Raw genomic sequence first — 18,762 nt, 5'->3', positions numbered from 1 at the left:
ATGTCAAATACGATTTCTAACGGAAAAGTGCCAATGGGACAAAAGATCGCATTTGGATTGGGAATGTTAGCCAATCAAATGTTTCCTGCTGCATTAGGTATATTTATGGTTGTTTTAGTGCAAGATTTAGGATTTCCGACATGGATGTGGGGAGTTTTATTTTTTTTACCTAGAATATTCGATTCTATCACCGATCCAATCATGGGTTTTATTTCGGATAATACCAAGTCTAAATGGGGTCGAAGACGTCATTATGTATTTATTGGTGCAATCGTAATGGCTATTTCTTTTATTTTGATGTGGCAATTGGAAAGAGCGGATGGAATAACCTATAACTTTTATTATTTCTTACTTTGGTCATTGATGTTCTATTTAGGACTCACTATTTTTAGTGTTCCTTACGTAGCGATGGGATATGAAATGAGTAATGACTTTCATGAACGCACAAGTATAATGGCTGTCTCTCAGTGGATTGGTCAATGGGCTTGGGTTATTGCACCATGGTTTTGGGTGGTAATGTATGATCCATCATGGTTTTCTTCAGCAGATGTAGCTGCACAAACATTGGCAATATGGGTTGGGGTTGGTTGTGGTCTTTTGGCAATTGTTCCTGCCGTTTTTATAAAAAGTGAATCCACTATAAATGATGATAATTTAAAGCCTTTGACAATGAAAAACATTGGCTCAAGTTTCAAAGAAATTATCAAAGGTTTTCAAGAAGCATTTAAATTAGAACCATTCAAAAAATTATGTATTGCAACATTCTTTATTTTTAATGCTTTCAATACAGTTGCATCATTTTCATTTTTCATCATTGTTTATTATTTGTTTAATGGCGACGCTGGTGCAGCATGGATTTGGCCAACTCTTTTTGGTAGTGTTGGTGCATTAGCTACAACATTTTTAGTTATTCCAATTGTAGCAAGAATGTCAAAAGCAATGGGAAAAAAGAATGCATTTTTAACCTCTCAAGGTATTTCAATATTTGGTTATATCTTACTTTGGTTTCTTTTTATTCCCGGAAAACCTTACTTATTTTTGATTGCTTTACCTTTCTTTTCTTTTGGAATTGGAGGATTATTTACCTTAATGATGTCGATGACAGCGGATGTTTGTGACTTAGATGAATTAAATTTTGGACAAAGAAGAGAAGGAATATTTGGTGCAATTTACTGGTGGATGGTAAAATTCGGATTTGCCATTGCAGGTGGTCTGAGTGGATTAATCATGTATTTAGTTGATTTTACTCCAAATGCATTAACGCAGCCGGATGGTGCCGTGGATGGATTGCGTTTATTTTTCTCTGCTTTCCCAATACTAGGAACCTTGATTGCCATGTATATCATGAGAAATTATGATATTACGGAAAAAAGAGCGTTAGAAATAAGTGCAGAGTTAGCCAAAAGAAAAGCTTTAAAAAACACAGAATCTTCTTCTTATTTACCGGGTAAATTAAAATCATTAGTAAAAAACAACACTTTAAATAGTGTTAATAGTATTGAATTTAATGAAAAAAACGAATCAGTTTTAAAGATTCTTTATTCTGAAACTTTAAATAAAGGATTACACGGACTTTGTTTTAGCCCTTATGTTGAAGGTCAACAAGCCGGAGATATTCTATCGGCAGAACAAATAAAAAGACGATTGGATATTATCGCTCCACATACAAAGTGGATTCGTTCCTTTTCGTGTACAGAAGGCAATGAATTAATCCCTGAAATTGCTCATCAGAAAGGATTAAAAACAGTAGTTGGTGCATGGATTAGTAACGATAGAAATCGAAACGAAAAAGAAATTGAAACCCTAATTAACTTAGCAAAAGCCGGTTTGGTTGATATTGCTGCTGTTGGAAACGAGGTGTTACACCGAAACGAAATTTCTGAACAAGAACTTATTACTTATCTAAAAAGAGTAAAAGAAGCAGTACCAACTATTCCTGTAGCCTATGTCGATGCCTATTATCAATTTTTAGACAAACCGGATTTAGTTTCAAATTGCGATGTGCTTTTGGTAAACTTTTATCCATTTTGGGAAGGAGTAAATAATGATTATGCTCTCTCCTATTTGCAAAATATGTTGGAATTAACCCAAACAATTTCAATGGGTAAAAAAATTATAATTTCAGAAACAGGCTGGCCAAGCAAAGGAGATGGTGTTGAAAAAGCAATTCCATCCGAAATCAATGCAATGAAGTATTTTGTAGCTTCACAAGAATGGGCAAAGAGTAATGATCTCGAATTATTCTATTTTTCTTCGTTTGATGAATCATGGAAAGTGAAACAAGAGGGAACTGTTGGAACTGCTTGGGGAATTTGGGATAAAAACGAAAAGCTAAAATTTGAATTAAAAACAGATACGTATGTCATTTAGAGAAGGTCACTATTTTTCATTCGATGAAAATAAAAATAATAAAGTTGAGGAAAACGTTCATCAAGAAATTCAAATTGCTCACTATACTTCGGAAGATTTATCCAAACTATGGCTAAAAACTTTAGAAGATGGAATGCATGGCATCTGTTTCAGCATGTATGAAAACAATCAAAAACCGGGTGATATCATTTATGGTGAACAAGTGAACAGAAGAATTCAAATTTTAAAGCCTTATGCAAAATGGATTCGTTCTTTTTCATGTATTGAAGGAAATGAACACATCCCAAGAATTGCTCATGAAAATGGCATGAAAACCTTAGTTGGTGCGTGGTTGAGTGATGATTTAGAACTCAATGAAAAAGAAATCGAAGGTCTTATTACTTTAGCCAAAGAAGGTTGTGTAGATATTGCCGCCGTTGGAAATGAAGTTATGTATCGAAACGATTTAACTGAAGAGCAATTAATTGAGTACATCATCCGAGTAAAAGAAGCTCTTCCGAATATTCCGGTTGGTTATGTGGATGCGTATTATGAATTTTCTCATCGACCGAGAATTACAGAAATCTGCGATGTTATTTTAACCAATTGTTATCCCTATTGGGAAGGTTGTCCGATTGAATATTCTTTTAACCACATGAAAAGTATGTTCGAATCGGCTAAGCATGCCGGAAACGGAAAACGTGTCATCATCACCGAAACCGGTTGGCCAAGTCAAGGTGGTTCGCTCAAAGGTGCTGTAGCTTCACATGAAAATGCAATGAAATATTTTATCGATACCCAAAAGTGGTCCAAACAAAATGATATTGAAATTTTCTATTTCTCTTCTTTTGATGAATCATGGAAGGTTGGCCCCGAAGGTGAAGTAGGTGCCTATTGGGGTCTATGGGATAAAAATGAAGAATTGAAATATCAAAACAATTTATAAATCATAAAATAGACTAAGTTAAAAAATAGGTAAATCAGTTTAACTTTTTTAAAATTCAAAAACAATACCACAAAAAATAAACTCATTTATCATGAAAAAAACATACTATTTCTTCTCTTTTTATCCATTTTTATGACTTCACAATCTAGCAATGCTCAAGTTGATGTAATTTACAACGATCTTGTATGGTCTGATGAATTTGAAACAAATGGTGCAATCAATTCAACTAAATGGCATCATCAAACACAATTGCCAAGTGGCGGAAGTTGGTTTAATGGCGAAGTGCAACATTACACCAACCTCATTTCAAACTCATTTGTAAATAATGGCTTTTTGAACATTGTAGCAAAAAAAGAAAATTATACCAATCAAGGTGTTACCAAACAATATACTTCGGCTCGATTAAATTCAAAATTTGCATTTTTGTATGGTAGAGTTGATATACGAGCAAAAATACCAACCAATCTAGGAACTTGGCCTGCTTTATGGATGCTGGGTAAAAATGTAAACGAAAGTGGAGGTTTTTTTAATAGTCAATTCGGAACTACAGGTTGGCCGGCTTGTGGCGAAATAGACATAATGGAACACGGAATTACGCAATCGCAACCTGCCGGTTACATACAAAGTGCCATTCACACACCTTCTTCACATGGAAATACGGTTAACCATGGCGGAACAATTGCTTCCAATTTAGGAAATAATTTTCATGTTTATTCAGTCAATTGGTCGCCTTTTCAAATTACATTTCTTCTCGATGGTGTCGCATTTTACACGTATAATCCGGCTGTTAAAAATGCAAATACATGGCCTTTTGATGCTGAACAATATCTTTTACTAAATATAGCTATGGGAGGAGTTGCCGGGAATATTCCGTCAAATTTCACACAAGCAGCGATGGAGATTGATTACGTTAGAGTCTATCAAAATTTGGATATTGATACAGAAGCTCCAACTAATTTTACTGCAACTGTTGGAACTGTAACTAGTTCTACTGTTGAATTGTTATTAAATGCAGAGGATAATTCGGATAATGTGGTTTATTCTATTAATTATGATGGTCAAAATATAATTACGGCAAACCCTTCCGGAGAAGAAAAATCAGTTATCGTTCCTAATTTAATGCCAACTACAACTTACGAATTTTCTGTTTCAGCAAGCGATGTTGCCGGGAATCAATACATCAGCAATCCAATACTTTTGAGTGCAACCACCACTGGATTTACTGGCTGTTCCGGAACTGATACAGAAGCTCAACAAGGGAATTTCTCAATTGGATATAATTATGACTTTGAAACCATTGGAACTGATGTAAAAATCACTTTTGAATTATTAGATACGGACAAAGTAGGTGTGGTTGCTTTCCTTTGGAGACAAAATCCCTTTACAGAATATCAAATGACGAATGTTTCAGGAAATGTTTACACTTACACAATTACCGGACAAACAATTGGTTCTACAATAAGTTATGCAGTTAAATTTGCTTATGCCGGCGGATTATCTGTTACACGCTACTTTTCCTATATTGTGGGAGAAGATTGCTCTCTCACCGTTGATTCTTCATACGAACTCGATTTATTTACTTTTGTTAATCCCGCCACGGATTATATGTATTTAAAACCTAATACTACAATTGATAAAGTTGAAATACACAATTCACTTGGTAAATCAGTTTTGGTTTCTTCTAAACCAAATGATACTATCAATATCCAAAACTTATCAAAAGGAATGTATTTGGTAACCGTTTATCAAGGAAATAGAAAAAGTGTCAAAAAAATGATTGTAAAGTAAACGGGCACCAATTTTGTGGCTTATTTTTTACTATTTATCTTATTAACAAGTTATTAACCAATATTTTTTGGTTATGTTAATAAAATTAAATAGCTTTGTTTGAATCAAATTACTTTAAATATGAAAAGAATTATTCTCATATTAGTATTTGTTGCCACAAACTTAGACTTACTAGGTCAAACAGATCAGGAATCTCCTAAACTATTCACGGAGGCTGTTCGAACAAACTTTCTTAAATATAAATTCCAAAGTAGTGAAGCCTATCGTCTTGGCGATTTTGAACGAGGTCAATTTCTTTTTGATAGCTTAGTTCAAAATCAACTCATTGGTTCCAAGTTCAATGATTATTCTTTAAAAAGAGTTTCTAACCGAAAACTCAAAATGAGCAAAGTAAAAAAACCAATTTTTCTGATTACTTATGCCGCTTGGTGCATTCCCGGAAAAGGTGAAATTCCAGCGTTAAACAAATTAGCAAAAGAAAATAAAGACATCGAATTTATCGTAATTGTTTGGGGTAAAAAACAAGAGGTTAAAAAATTCGCAAAAAAATTCAGCAGTAATATCGAAATCTGTTATGCTCACAAAAATTATAAAAACGACAATGAAATCGTAGAAAGCATGCGAGAAACGCTCGGCTTTCCTACTTGCTATATGATTGATGAGCATTTGCAAGTTGTAAATATCAAACGAGGGTCCGCCTCTACTCCACTAAAAACACCAACAAAAAAAGCGGTAGAAATGAATTATTCGCTATTTAATGATCGGCTTTCGGAGTTAATAAAATTCAAACAAGACAAAAAAGAGTTGTTAGTAACCAATTAATTATTTTCCAAAAATAAGTTTTCCGGCAACAAAAAGAAGAATAATTCCAAAGATTTTCTTCAGAATTTTTTGGTCAATTTGAACAGCAAATTTGCTTCCAATGAAACCGCCAATTACAAAAAAAACGGCAATAACTGCGGCATATTTCCAATCCACATAACCTTCTTTATAATAGTTAAAAGCGGCGATAGCTGTTACAGGAACTGCCAATACAGCTAAACTTGTTCCTTGCGATTGATGCTGAGACATCCCCATCATTACCAATAATGGAATCATAATAATTCCGCCTCCAACACCCACTAACCCACTTAAAATTCCGGCTAATAATCCGATACAAAGCAACAAAAACAATGTTGAAATTGTCATTTTCATTTGTTTAAAAATTAATAACCTTCAATCGGAATTTCTAACGTATACACTTTCTTAGACTTATTTTCAAGCTTTTTATCTCTTAACCACGGATTATGAATTTTTAAAATCTTGTAATTAATTCCTTGTTCTTTCGCAAAAATGGCTAAATCGGTAATTGTAGAATCAATTTCAATTTTCTTCACTTCTATCGGATGATATAATTGTTCGTTCGGAATTTCAAATCCGTATTTAGCAGAATTTTTCATGATTTCTTTCAATGCCAAAATTCTGAAAACGTAACGCGAAGTTTCTTCCGTTAGCAACAAATCATAATAATCTGTCACTTGTTGATTGGTAATTTGCTTATTCACACCACCAGATCCTCCATTGTAAGCTGCAGCGGCCAACGTCCAATTTCCAAATTTATTTTTTGCTGCTAAAAGATAACGACAAGCCGCTTCGGTTGATTTTTCAAGATGATAACGTTCGTCTACAAAATCGTTCACTTCCATTCCGTGTTCTTTGGCAGTTTCAGGCATAAATTGCCAAACACCACGAGCTCCCGCTGGCGAAACAACATTGGCTAAACCACTTTCTATAACAGCTAAATATTTAAAATCATCCGGAACACCATATTTCTTTAAAATAGGTTCGATAATTGGAAAAGCACGATTGGCTCTTTTTAAAATTAATGTTGTGGTTGAATGTAAATTGGTGTTGATAACCATTTCTCTATCCAAACGCTCACGAACATCAGCAATATTTAAAGGTGCTTTTTCGCCGGCAAAATCAATTTCCAAAGGAAGTGCTACTACTTCTCTTTTTTCGGTTACAATAACTTTTTTGGAAGTAGAATAAACAAATACTCCACTTAAACCAATTAAAACCGCCGCAATGGCAACATTTCTTATCCTTTTCATACCTTTCATATTATTTGTTAATTGTAAAACTACAAAAATCAGTCCAACTCAGCTATTATTTAAAATAATTTTTGGCAAATTTTCGTTGAGCCATTTAAATTTATTTAAAATCATAATATGTGTGCCGCCTTTAACAACGATAGAATCCTTAATATATTTTATTGGAAAAACATCATCTGCATCACCGTGAATATGAACTATAGTTGGATCCGGTTCAGTTCTATCCCAAAGGATAATTGTTTCAATCGCCCAATCTAAATAACATTTGTCTCGAAAACAAAGATAGCGATCATATAATTTTAATCGTTGCTTAACTGTATCACCGTAGGCAAATTTTGACAATGTTTCTACATTTTGAACCAAGCCAGTTGGCAATAATTTGTAAACTTTGGTAGATTTAGCAATTTTTAATCGTCTGGGAAATTCCTTATTTGATTTTACACTGGAAATGATAATTGTTTTTTGAACCGGAATCACTTTTGCCATTTCCTGAACAATCACACCACCAAACGAAACACCAATTAAAACCGGATTTTTGTGTTTTATATTTTTTGAAAGTCGGATACAATAATCGGTTAATGATTCTTTTGGATTGGGAAGTATCCATTCAAGCAAAAACACTTCAAAATGATCTTTTGGCAATTCGATACGTTCAAAAATCGACGTACTTGCTGCCAATCCGGGCATGAAATAAACTGGAATTTTTTCCATAACAATTATTTAAGTCCTAAAATTAAAACTTTACTATGAAACTGAATTGAATTGGTAGTTAATTTACTGATAATTTTAGAAATGGTAGACATTAACATTCTTTTTGAAAGAAAAAAATTTTAAAAAACGTATCTTTGCTTAAACTAATTTCATTTTTCCTATCCCAACAAAAGTATGGAAATCAAAGACAATCAATTATTAAGACAATTTGAAACCCAAACCGACTCAGGTTTATTGGTAATGGAATATGCTATGCAAGAGCGAAAATTGTTTTTAACAAAACTTCATCATTCTGAAGAGTTAGATTTGGATTACATCAATGATTTCATAAAAGCAGTACTTGCAATTGCCGAAGAACGAAAGTTTAAAGTTGTACCAACCCACCCAAAAGTGGCTCATTTTTTCAGAAAAAATCCTATTTACAAAGAATTACTTCCTCCCGGAATAAAATTGTAAATTATGAAATGTCCGCTTTGTTCTTCGCCATCCAATCATTTTTACAGTCATAATTCGAGAGAATTTTATTTCTGCACCAATTGTTTTTCTGTTTTCTTAGATAACAAAAATTACATTTCTGAAGAAGAAGAAGAAAAACATTATGAACACCATAATAATGATGTAAACGACTTAGGTTATCAAGAATTTGTATCACCTATTGTGAATGCCATAAAAAAAGATTTTACAACAAAACATAAAGGATTAGATTTTGGTAGCGGAACCGGACCGGTCATCACAAAAATGTTAACTGATGAAGGTTTTTCTATAATGGAATACGATCCATTTTTTGCAAACAATCCTGAAGTTCTAACCGAAAAATATGATTTCATTGCTTGTTGCGAAGTGATTGAGCACTTTCATCATCCGTACAAAGAATTCAAGAAATTGTATGATTTGCTTTTACCCGGTGGAAAGTTATACTGCAAAACCGATTTCTTTTCGGAAACTAAGAATTTTGATACATGGTATTATAAAAATGACCCTACTCACGTTTTCTTCTATCATCCTAAAACAATGGAATGGATTAGTAAAAATATTGGGTTTTCAAATTATTCTATTGATGGGAGAATGACTGTTTTTGAGAGGTAAATTAATTAGAAAATTTCTTTTCAATCCTTAATTGTATTTGATTTTCAAACTCTTCAATTATCTCATTTTCCTTTTTACGGTTGACAAACCAGTAAAAAAATAATTTTGTATCGAAACGCCCATACGTAATACAATTAACTAAAATATTTCCATTTTCATAAATTACAATAATCTCTTTACCATAATCAAAGGAAAGACAATTCCAATCAGAAGTAGCATGCGTAAATTGAATATTATCCCTGTAAATCTTCCACTCTAATTCTTCTACAATTTGTAATATTAATTGTTTATTCTCTTTCTGAGACAAACCTTCAATTTTTCTTAATTTATTAATATTAACAAAAGCATAAAAAAACAAAAGTGAAATAAGAAAAGTTACTATAAAAAACATAATAGCATAAAAACTATTTTCTGTTTTTAAAGTATTTATCAAATTAAAAAATGCTAAAAAAGGAAAAGATAATATAAAGAACAAATTATAAAGCAAATCTAATGTTCTATTGATTAACGAACTTTTCCTGAAAATTTTTTGGTGAGCAATCGACTTTTCAACATCAATTTTTTCTAATAACATCTGACACTAATAAAAGTTACATAACCACCAAATCCTTCACAAACTCCATCCTCACCGAACCATCTTCATCAATTTTTGTCAGTTTGATTTCGTGTAATGTATTCACCAATTCAGGATTCCAAGGCGTTTTTACTTTCACATAATTTTCGGTAAAACCGTGAATGTAACCTTCTTTATTTTCAGCTTCAAATAAAACGGTTCGCGTTGTTCCGAGTTGACTTTCGTAGAATGCTCTTCTTTTCTTAACGGATAATCCACGAAGCATTTTACTTCTTTTGGAACGAACATTGGCCGGAATCACATTTTCCATTTCTGCTGCTTCAGTATTATCTCTTTCTGAATACGTAAAAACGTGCAAATAGGAAATATTCAAATCATTCAAAAAATGATAGGTTTCTAAAAAATGTTCGTCGGTTTCACCCGGAAAACCTACAATTACATCCACACCAATGCACGCATTAGGCATCACTTCGCGAATTTTATTCACCCGATCCACATACAATTCACGCAAATAACGACGTTTCATTTTCTTTAAAATGTCATTACTTCCCGATTGCAACGGAATGTGAAAATGCGGCACAAACGTTCGGCTTTTTGAAACAAAATCAATTGTCTCATTTTTCAATAAATTGGGTTCGATGGAAGAAATTCGCAATCGCTCAATGCCTTCCACTTCATCCAAAGCCTGAACTAATTCTAAAAAAGTATGTTCGTGTTTTTTATTACCAAATTCGCCTTTTCCGTAATCACCAATATTCACACCGGTTAATACAATTTCTTTGATGCCTTGCTGCAAAATTTCCTTTGCATTATTCAATACATTTTGCAATTCATCACTTCGAGAAATCCCACGAGCTAACGGAATTGTGCAATACGTACATTTGTAATCGCAACCGTCTTGCACTTTCAAAAACGCACGAGTTCGGTCGCCAATGGAGTAACTTCCCACATAAAAATTAGCTTCTTCAATCTCGCAAGAATGCACTTCTCCCATATCATTTTTACTCAAATCGTTGAGATAATCGGTAATTTTGAATTTTTCGGTCGCACCCAAAACCAAATCTACACCATCCACGGCAGCCAATTCTTCAGGTTTCAATTGAGCATAACATCCTACTGCAGCAATAAAAGCTTTTTCGTTGTGCTTCAAAGCCTTCTTTACAATTTGCTTAAACTGTTTATCTGCGTTATCTGTAACAGAACAGGTATTAATCACGTAAATATCAGCAACTTCCTCAAAATCAACTCGTTCAAAACCTTCTTGTTGAAAATTTCGAGCAATAGTAGATGTTTCTGAAAAATTCAGTTTACAGCCAAGCGTGTAAAAAGCGACTTTTTTATTATTTTTCATAGCTAGCGTCCATTAATGAAATCGTTGTCAGAGAATGAACGTGGCAAATTTACAAACAATTTTAAAATACTCTGATTTTTTCAAAACTGATTTAGTCGTAATTATTAATTATATAACAATTTCTCAAAATAATGTAATGCAAAATGTACAAAAATGATGGAATTTTGAAAGTAACAAAAATTACAAAATCGTTTAAAAATCTATAATTATGTCTAAAGAAAATTTATTTAATAAAGAAGGAATTGCTAAGCTTAAAGAATTAGCTGAAAAAGCCAAAAATTGTATGTTTATTACCAATTTGAAAACCAGTTTACCGTTTAACGCAAGACCAATGAGTTTGCAAGAATGTGATGAAGAAGGAAATTTATGGTTTATTAGTAGTAAGGCAAGTAATAAAAATATGGAAATTCTGCAAGATAATCAGGTTCAACTCTATTTTATGAACAATGGAGATTATGAATACTTATCTATTTTAGGAAATGTACATATTTATGACAATCAATCAATGATAGACGAAAAATGGTCAGTTTTTGCAAATGCTTGGTTTGATGGAAAAGAGGATCCAAACGTTAGCATAATAAGAGTTCAACCTTCTGAAGTTTACTATTGGGATACAAAATCCGGAAAATTTATTTCAATGCTACACTTTTTTGGAGCGATTGTTAGCGGTAAAAAATCGGATAGCTCAGATGGAGTAGAAGGAAGAATAACTGTATAACAAAAAAGAAATCCGGGAAGATTTTATTTTTGTTTGTCATTCCTAAAGTAATCGACTTTCTAATCTATATATTTGTAATCGAGATTATAATTACAAGATGAAGATTACAAGATTTATCCTTTTTTTGTTACTACTATTAACTTTTGGATGCACAGATTCCAAGAAGAATAAAAATGTAAAAGATGTTTTTAGGTATAATGAAAGTGCGAACATTGCCACTTTAGATCCTGCATTTTCGAAATCACAAAACATCATTTGGGCTTGTAATCAATTGTTTAACGGATTGGTTCAGTTGGATGATAGTTTGAAAATTCAACCCGATATTGCCAAAAGTTGGACGATTTCGGAAGATGGAAAAACCTATCAATTCGTACTTCGTAACGATGTGTATTTTCATAAGCATCATTTGTTTGGAAAAGATTCCACTCGAACTGTGAAAGCAAGTGATTTTAAATACAGTTTAAAACGATTGAAAGACGAAAAAATCGCTTCACCCGGAGGATGGATTTTACAGAATGTGGAAAATTTTCAAGCGATAAATGATACTATTTTCGAAATAAAATTAGCCAAATCTTTTCCGGCTTTTTTAGGTTTGTTATCGATGAAATATGCATCGGTTGTTCCAAAAGAAATTATTGAAAGTCCGAATTATGATTTCAGAACAAAACCCATTGGAACCGGTCCTTTTCAATTTAAATTTTGGGAAGAAAATGTCAAATTGGTTTTACGTAGAAATCCGATTTATTTTGAAAAAGATGAAAACGGAAAGCAATTGCCTTACTTAGAAGCTATTGCCATTACGTTTTTACCCGACAAACAAAGCGGTTTTTTAGAATTTATTCAAGGAAAAATTGATTTTGTCTCCGGATTAGATCCTTCCTATAAAGATGAAATTCTGACTCAAAAAGGAGAATTACAACCGAAATATGCCGATGATGTCAATTTAATTAGCGGTTCCTACCTCAACACTGAATATTTAGGTTTTCGAATGGACGGTTCCGATAAAACGATTTTGGACAAACGCATTCGTCAAGCATTAAATTATGGTTTTGATAGAGCTAAGATGATTATCTATCTTCGAAATAATATGGGAATTCCGGCAACAAGTGGAATAATTCCAAGCGGAATGCCGAGTTTTAATAATCAAAAAGGGTACGATTTTGAGCCTGAAAAAGCTAAATCGTTGGTCGCAGACTATGTCAAAGAAACAGGCATTAAAAAACCTAAAATCGTTTTAAGTACGAATGCGACTTACATTGATATTGGTGAATTTTTACAACGCGAATGGCAAAAAATTGGTTTGGATGTTGAAATTGATGTGAATCCGCCGTCGACATTACGACAAGCGATTGCAACCGGAAAAGTGACATTTTTTAGAGCGAGTTGGATTGCCGATTATCCCGACGCGGAGAATTATTTATCGCTTTTTTACAGTAAAAACTTTGCTCCAAATGGACCGAATTACACGCATTTCTCAAATGCAAAATTTGATGCTTTATATGAAAAAGCGTTTTTAGAAACCGATGACGCCAAGCGATTTGAATTGTATCAACAAATGGATAAAATCATCATTGAAGAAGCTCCGGTTATTTTACTTTTTTATGATAAAGTAGCGAGGTTTACACGAAAAAATGTGGAAGGTTTGGGGATTAATCCGTTGAATTTGTTATCTTTAAAAAGAGTTAGAAAGCTTTAAACCTAAGCTCGCAAAAGTAATTTCTCGCAAAGACGCTAAGTCGCAGAGAAAAAAACTTGGCGTCTTTGCGTCTTTGCGAGAAAACTAAAACATAAAATAAAGGTTATGCCCGGAGAAGGTTCAATGTTGCACGCTTTAATCAGTTCGAGAAACAACAAACGCAATCGAATTGACAAATTAAAACGTTTGGAAAACACGTCCAATGAAACATCTGAATTTGTGGATCACGTTCAAGCGACACCTGAATTATTGGAATCCATTCGTAAAAAAATGCAGGCGGAACGAAAAGCTGAACGAACAAAATTAATTATTAAAACCATTATTTTTTTGATTTTGCTTTTTAGTGTACTTTATATTTTCAATCATAATTGGAAATGGATTGAAGGATTTTTTTATAAGGTAAAATGGATGATTTAACCACAAAGGTCGCTAAGGTTTACGCAAAGGTCGCAAAAGATTTATCAAACTTTTTTAGCATTCTTAGCGTAAACCTTAGCGACCTTTGCGGTTAAGTTTAATTTATTCCTTCCTCCACTTCTTCGTCTCCTCAAACACATGTTCTAAAATTCTTGCATCTTCTTCTGTAAATTCTACATGACGGCGGGACATTACGATTCGAGCTGTTTCAAAGGCTTTTTTGGTGATGTAAGTTGAAAATCCGGCTGCTCCACCCCAACTGAAACTTGGTACAAAATTTCTTGGAAAGCCGCTACCGAAAATGTTGGTAGAAACTCCTACGACAGTTCCGGTGTTAAACATGGTGTTGATGCCGCATTTACTGTGATCGCCCATCATGAGTCCGCAAAACTGCAAGCCGGTTTTTTCAAAACCTTCGGTTTCGTAGCTCCATAATTTTACTTCTTCGTAGTTGTTTTTTAAGTTGGAATTGTTTGAATCGGCTCCAATATTACACCATTCGCCTAAAACGGCATTTCCTAAAAATCCGTCATGACCTTTGTTGGAATACCCAAAAAGAACAGAGTTATTGACTTCACCACCAATTCGGCAATGTGGGCCAACTGTGGTTGCTCCGTAGACTTTTGTTGCCAACTTTACTTGTGCTTCTTCGCACAATGCAAATGGTCCGCGAATCACCGAACCTTCCATGATTTCGGAATTAAAGCCAATGTAGATTGGTCCGGTGGATGCGTTTAAGGTGACAAATTCGAGCTTTGCTCCTTTTTCAATAAAAATATTTTCAGGATTAATGACGTTCACGCTTTTTGGAATCGGTTGTGATGTTCTTCCTTCGGTTAAGAGTTCAAAATCTTCACGGATGGCTGCATCATTTTTGGCAAAAATATCCCATGTGTGTTCGATGCGTAAACCGTCTTCGTTATAATCGATGATTTCATACGTATCAAAATCTACTTCTTCTTGTGTATCATTCGTATAAAAAGCAACTACTTCTTCGCCTTTAAAAATGGCTTGATTTTTTTCTAAACTTTTAATCATTTCTACCAATACTTCGTTAGGAAGAAAAGAGGCATTGATGAGAATATTTTCTTCCATTTCAACCATTGGATATTTTTCTGATAAATATTCTTCGGTGATAGTTGTGGTGGTATAGCCTAAATATTTCTCCCACTTTTCACGAATGGTTAAAATTCCGATACGTATGTCTGCTACCGGACGGGTGAATGTAAAGGGTAAAAGTGCATTGCGAACCGGTCCGTCAAAAAGTATGTAGTTCATTTTGTTTGTATTATTTTTTGAAATTCAAAGTTATAAAAAAGCCCTCACAAAGGAGGGCTTTTTCAAAATTTAGTTTGGTTAGGTATTTATTGTTTAATCAACTTGTGTGTTGAAAGTGTTCCTTCGCTGTCTTTTGCTAAAAGAATATAGGTTCCTGTAGCTAACGATTGAATTGAAATTGTTTCGTTTACCACAGGAGTTTCAAAAACTTTTCTTCCGTTAAGGTCAAAAAATTCAGCTGAAACAACTTCGGAATTATTTGAAGATTGTAATGTTACAATATCTTTTGCAGGATTAGGATAAACTTTAAAGCTTGAAAAAGTAGTATTGTTTACGCTTAATGTTTCACCTTCTACAACCAATAAAGCTTCGTTAATTGAAGGATTATCAATAGTATCAACAATTCCCGAAGGCCATCTCACGATGATTTGATCAATTGCTGTTGCTTGACCGATACCAAAGTGAACGTTTAAAGAACTCATATAGGCAAAACCTTCACCACTTCTTACATCTCTAATTTGTTTGCCCCAAGCACCGTAAATTTCAACACGAGCTCCAATTCCGTTTCCGTTACTTTGAATTCCTCTAAAGTTTAATTTTACCCAATTATTATCGTTAGTATTATTTATTTTTAACGTATTTCCGCTTTGAATATCTAAAAACCCATCGTTGTTAAAATCACCAACTGGTCCAACCGCAAGTCCTGATACTTGAAAAGGAGTAAAAGTTAAATCTCCATTTCCAAACATAACAATTCCGCCAGAACCTAATACATCAGCAAATCCATCGTTATCAAAATCATAGGTAATATATTCTGTACCAACAGCAGTATTCAAGTTCCATCCTGAACCTGCAGTTACATCCGTAAATGTGCCATCGCCATTGTTACGCATTAATTTATGAGCTTCGTTAGTAACATAAGAACCAATTAAAACATCCATATCCCCATCATTATCATAATCTGCCCAAGCGGAAGACCATGTTTGTATTGGATCTGCTAATCCGGCAGCTGCACCAACTTCTGTGAATACACCATTTCCATCATTTCTAAATAATTGATTAGTTCTTCTTGCTGTTTCACCACCACATTTAGCAATAAACATATCGATGTCTCCATCATTATCATAATCAACCCAAAGAGATCCATAATGCCCCCCAGAAGGATAGTTTCCAATTCCACCTTGATTAAAGCTCAGATTTCCTTCACCATCATTAAGGTAGAATACATTTGGAGCCACATCATGACACACAAATGCATCTAAGTGTCCGTCATTATTAATATCAACAAAATTTGAACGTTGAGAAAACACATATTCAGAGGTCGACATTTGAACGAAACCAGTTCCGTTGTTTATGGATTTCATAAACGTTACACCTTGTCCCCCTCCATATAATAAATCATTGTAACCATCTTTATCGATGTCGCCAGCAGCAGTACTCCAAGAAGGCATAAATTGTGCATTTGATGTTGGAATTACTTGGTTTGTTGTAAATCCACCCTCAGCATTTTGATAAAAAATATGAACAAAATTTTGTGAAACTCCAACGATATCATCTAAGAAGTCATTGTTCATATCCACTGCACATTCTTTATAAGAACCTGTTAATGCAATGTTTGTATTGGTAAAAGATAATCTTTGTGGTTCAGGCTCAATAAATTCATATTCTAGAACCTGAAAAGTGAATCCTCCAGCAGACCAATTGTCATCAAAAGCTATGTAATACGTTGTATTTGCTATTACATCAAAAGTACTACTTGAAGCATAATTTCCATTTGAAGCATCTACATCATCATCACCAGCATGACAAACTAGTGCTCCACAAGTTCCCGTGTAAACGTGAAATCTTGTATCTCTTCTTGGTGTGTTATTTACAATATCAGTTGTAATGGTAATTGTAAGATCTTCTGAGGGTGTATAGGAATACCATTCACCATTATCAGCACCTGAACCTCCATTTGATGCACAAATGAGTGTTGGAACATCACCATTAATTCCATCAACGGTATAAAATCCAAAACCCGGTATTTCCACAGCTGTTAAACAAGTGTTTTGTGCACTTATGAACAAGGTGCTAAAACAAAATAATAATAAAATTGTATTTTTTTTCATGTTGTATAAGTTATTGTGTCTATTACTATTAATTATTAATTACATCCACTTAAAGAATTAATCCAATCTTGAATCAATTGAACTCCTTCTTCATGTATTACTGACCTGCCAACTAAAGGCATCATCAAATTTGCTTCATTAGTATTCATTCTATTATGCAACGCAGATCGTCCGGGATTTCCCGGTTCAACGATACTTGTGGCACCAGTTACAGGTTGCACAGGTGGTTCACAAATACCTAAATTGGCAGGTGTTGTTGTATCTACAAAATCTAGGCGAATGTCTCTGTAATTACAATGTCCCATTTCGCTGTGACAATGAGCACAATTAATATCAAGATAAGAACGAACACGTAAATCCAATGATTTTGAAGTGTCGGTATAATCAACAGTTGAAGCAATAGTATTTGGTAAATTATTTTGCAAATAACCCATTTCAATCCATTTTGCCAACTGATTCTGCATTCCGGTTTGATAATTATAAATTGTATTTAAATTTTGTGGTTTAATTCCAATGGGATTAGGATTAATCTCTTGTTTATGACAAGTTAAACACTCAACTTCAGAAGGTATTCTGTAATTTGAAACCGTTTGAGAAACTCCGTTTTGGTTCAACCATGTCACACTAGTCAAACCTCCGCCCATTTGTAAAAAAGCTTCAGTTTGCTCATCATTCCAAACATATTCGGCAAATATCCAACCATCACTTTTTCTGATCATTAAACGAGTTTCAATGATTCGAGTAGTATTAGACGGTTGTACATTATTGTAGTAAAAATTCTTAATCAAAACAGCTCCAACCGGTAATTCTAAGTTATTTTCATCACCATTATAAGTTGCTGTTGTTCCATCCGGCATCCAAACAAATCGAGCTTTTAAAGCATAATCTGTAAAAAGCGAACTTGCCGGTTTGTAGGGCAAAACTCCAAAAGATGGATTTTGATTTTTTATATCGCCAACAAAAAATTTGTAATCTGATAATTTTGGATATGGAACTTGAGTCAAATCAACAACAGCAATTGATACAGCTGTAATTGTTACATTAGCTTGATTGGAAACATTTCCTTCTGCATCTTCAACGGTATATTTAATAACTGTTGGATTTCCGATAAAAGAAGTCGATGGAGTAAATGTTATATTGCCATTTAGAGCATTCACTGTCCAAATACCTTCATTGGCTACGTCTAATTTATCTAAAGTACCGTTAGAATCAGTATCTACTCCGCCTACAATACTAACAGTGGTAGGAGAAACTTCGTCGCCGGTTATATCATTTTCTAAAACAGGTATTTCAACTGCTTCTGCTAAAGGATAAGATGCAAAATCATCTGTTGCAATAGGTAGAATATCTTCAATTGGAGTATAATCGTCATTATCAGAACAAGAAACAGTAGCAAATGTCAAGCCTGAAATAAAGGTAAGAAGTAATAGGCGTATAAAAATTCTTTTCATCTTTGAATCGTTAATTATTTTTTCAAAAATAATAAAAAATCAATATAATTAACATTTTTTTACAAAAAAAATCAAATTATTAAAAGTAATTAAATCATATACGCTAAAACATGAACATATTAGCTTTAGAAATACCCAGAAAACCCTTTATTTATAATACTTTCTGAATTAATAGAAACAAATTAACTTTAGT

17 protein-coding genes are annotated in these 18,762 nt (G+C 33.5%); 9 read left to right on the top strand and 8 right to left on the bottom strand.

Going from position 1 to position 18,762, the window contains the following annotated elements:
* From M0M57_RS10405 to M0M57_RS10385, 4 genes are all read left to right on the top strand, one after another.
* Positions 1-2,370: an MFS transporter gene (locus M0M57_RS10405; RefSeq protein WP_248432975.1), complete on the top strand. Its 2,370-nt coding sequence runs from the start codon at positions 1-3 to the stop codon at positions 2,368-2,370.
* Positions 2,360-3,295, top strand: a complete 936-nt coding sequence (locus M0M57_RS10400) for a glycoside hydrolase family 17 protein (RefSeq protein ID WP_248432974.1) — start codon at positions 2,360-2,362, stop codon at positions 3,293-3,295. The genes M0M57_RS10405 and M0M57_RS10400 overlap by 11 nt, the downstream gene beginning before the upstream one ends.
* A gap of 132 nt (positions 3,296-3,427) precedes the next feature.
* Complete coding sequence (locus M0M57_RS16735) at positions 3,428-5,083, top strand: family 16 glycosylhydrolase (RefSeq protein ID WP_326930572.1); 1,656 nt, start codon at positions 3,428-3,430, stop codon at positions 5,081-5,083.
* 120 nt (positions 5,084-5,203) lie between these two features.
* Positions 5,204-5,905, top strand: coding sequence for a TlpA family protein disulfide reductase (locus M0M57_RS10385; protein ID WP_248432973.1), 702 nt, complete (start codon positions 5,204-5,206; stop codon positions 5,903-5,905).
* Here the strand turns inward: M0M57_RS10385 and M0M57_RS10380 are convergent, their stop codons facing one another.
* Genes M0M57_RS10380 through M0M57_RS10370 form a run of 3 tightly spaced genes read right to left on the bottom strand, consistent with a single transcriptional unit; the run spans position 5,906 to position 7,887 of the window.
* Complete coding sequence (locus M0M57_RS10380) at positions 5,906-6,271, bottom strand: sulfite exporter TauE/SafE family protein (protein ID WP_248432972.1); 366 nt, start codon at positions 6,269-6,271, stop codon at positions 5,906-5,908.
* A 17-nt stretch (positions 6,272-6,288) separates the two neighbouring features.
* Entirely contained in the window at positions 6,289-7,176 is an 888-nt protein-coding gene (locus tag M0M57_RS10375) for a lytic transglycosylase domain-containing protein (RefSeq protein ID WP_407647429.1), read from the bottom strand.
* Between the two features lie 48 nt (positions 7,177-7,224).
* A complete protein-coding gene (locus tag M0M57_RS10370; protein WP_248432970.1) occupies positions 7,225-7,887 on the bottom strand; it encodes an alpha/beta hydrolase in 663 nt (220 codons plus the stop codon).
* Positions 7,888-8,061: 174 nt separating this feature from the next.
* On the opposite strand from M0M57_RS10370, the gene M0M57_RS10365 reads away from it, so the two are divergent.
* Together M0M57_RS10365 and M0M57_RS10360 are read left to right on the top strand one after the other, a co-directional pair.
* A complete protein-coding gene (locus M0M57_RS10365; protein ID WP_248432969.1) occupies positions 8,062-8,343 on the top strand; it encodes a GNAT family N-acetyltransferase in 282 nt (93 codons plus the stop codon).
* 3 nt (positions 8,344-8,346) lie between these two features.
* Positions 8,347-8,973 (top strand): class I SAM-dependent methyltransferase, encoded by a 627-nt coding sequence (locus M0M57_RS10360; protein WP_248432968.1) that lies wholly within the window; start codon positions 8,347-8,349, stop codon positions 8,971-8,973.
* 1 nt (position 8,974) lies between these two features.
* Here the strand turns inward: M0M57_RS10360 and M0M57_RS10355 are convergent, their stop codons facing one another.
* The gene (locus tag M0M57_RS10355) at positions 8,975-9,547 is read right to left on the bottom strand and encodes a hypothetical protein (protein WP_248432967.1); all 573 of its coding nucleotides are present in this window, start codon (positions 9,545-9,547) and stop codon (positions 8,975-8,977) included.
* A 16-nt stretch (positions 9,548-9,563) separates the two neighbouring features.
* Positions 9,564-10,898 (bottom strand): tRNA (N(6)-L-threonylcarbamoyladenosine(37)-C(2))-methylthiotransferase MtaB, encoded by a 1,335-nt coding sequence (gene mtaB / locus M0M57_RS10350; RefSeq protein WP_248432966.1) that lies wholly within the window; start codon positions 10,896-10,898, stop codon positions 9,564-9,566.
* A gap of 208 nt (positions 10,899-11,106) precedes the next feature.
* On the opposite strand from mtaB, the gene M0M57_RS10345 reads away from it, so the two are divergent.
* The 3 genes from M0M57_RS10345 (at position 11,107) to M0M57_RS10335 (ending at position 13,729) form a co-directional block, all read left to right on the top strand.
* Positions 11,107-11,616, top strand: coding sequence for a pyridoxamine 5'-phosphate oxidase family protein (locus M0M57_RS10345; protein ID WP_248432965.1), 510 nt, complete (start codon positions 11,107-11,109; stop codon positions 11,614-11,616).
* A gap of 97 nt (positions 11,617-11,713) precedes the next feature.
* Positions 11,714-13,312, top strand: a complete 1,599-nt coding sequence (locus M0M57_RS10340; RefSeq protein WP_248432964.1) for an ABC transporter substrate-binding protein — start codon at positions 11,714-11,716, stop codon at positions 13,310-13,312.
* A gap of 105 nt (positions 13,313-13,417) precedes the next feature.
* Entirely contained in the window at positions 13,418-13,729 is a 312-nt protein-coding gene (locus tag M0M57_RS10335) for a hypothetical protein (RefSeq protein WP_248432963.1), read from the top strand.
* 102 nt (positions 13,730-13,831) lie between these two features.
* Here the strand turns inward: M0M57_RS10335 and M0M57_RS10330 are convergent, their stop codons facing one another.
* From M0M57_RS10330 to M0M57_RS10320, 3 genes are all read right to left on the bottom strand, one after another.
* Positions 13,832-15,007 carry a GlmU family protein gene (locus M0M57_RS10330; protein WP_248432962.1) on the bottom strand — a complete coding sequence of 392 codons (1,176 nt, stop codon included), beginning with the start codon at positions 15,005-15,007 and terminating at the stop codon, positions 13,832-13,834.
* Positions 15,008-15,093: 86 nt separating this feature from the next.
* Entirely contained in the window at positions 15,094-17,118 is a 2,025-nt protein-coding gene (locus M0M57_RS10325) for an FG-GAP-like repeat-containing protein (RefSeq protein ID WP_248432961.1), read from the bottom strand.
* A gap of 35 nt (positions 17,119-17,153) precedes the next feature.
* Positions 17,154-18,569: an Ig-like domain-containing protein gene (locus M0M57_RS10320; protein WP_248432960.1), complete on the bottom strand. Its 1,416-nt coding sequence runs from the start codon at positions 18,567-18,569 to the stop codon at positions 17,154-17,156.
* Between the last annotated feature and the right edge of the window lie 193 nt (positions 18,570-18,762).

The sequence above is a fragment of the Flavobacterium azooxidireducens genome (assembly GCF_023195775.1).
GTDB lineage: Bacteria > Bacteroidota > Bacteroidia > Flavobacteriales > Flavobacteriaceae > Flavobacterium > Flavobacterium azooxidireducens.
This window is presented reverse-complemented; position numbering and strand designations above follow the sequence as displayed.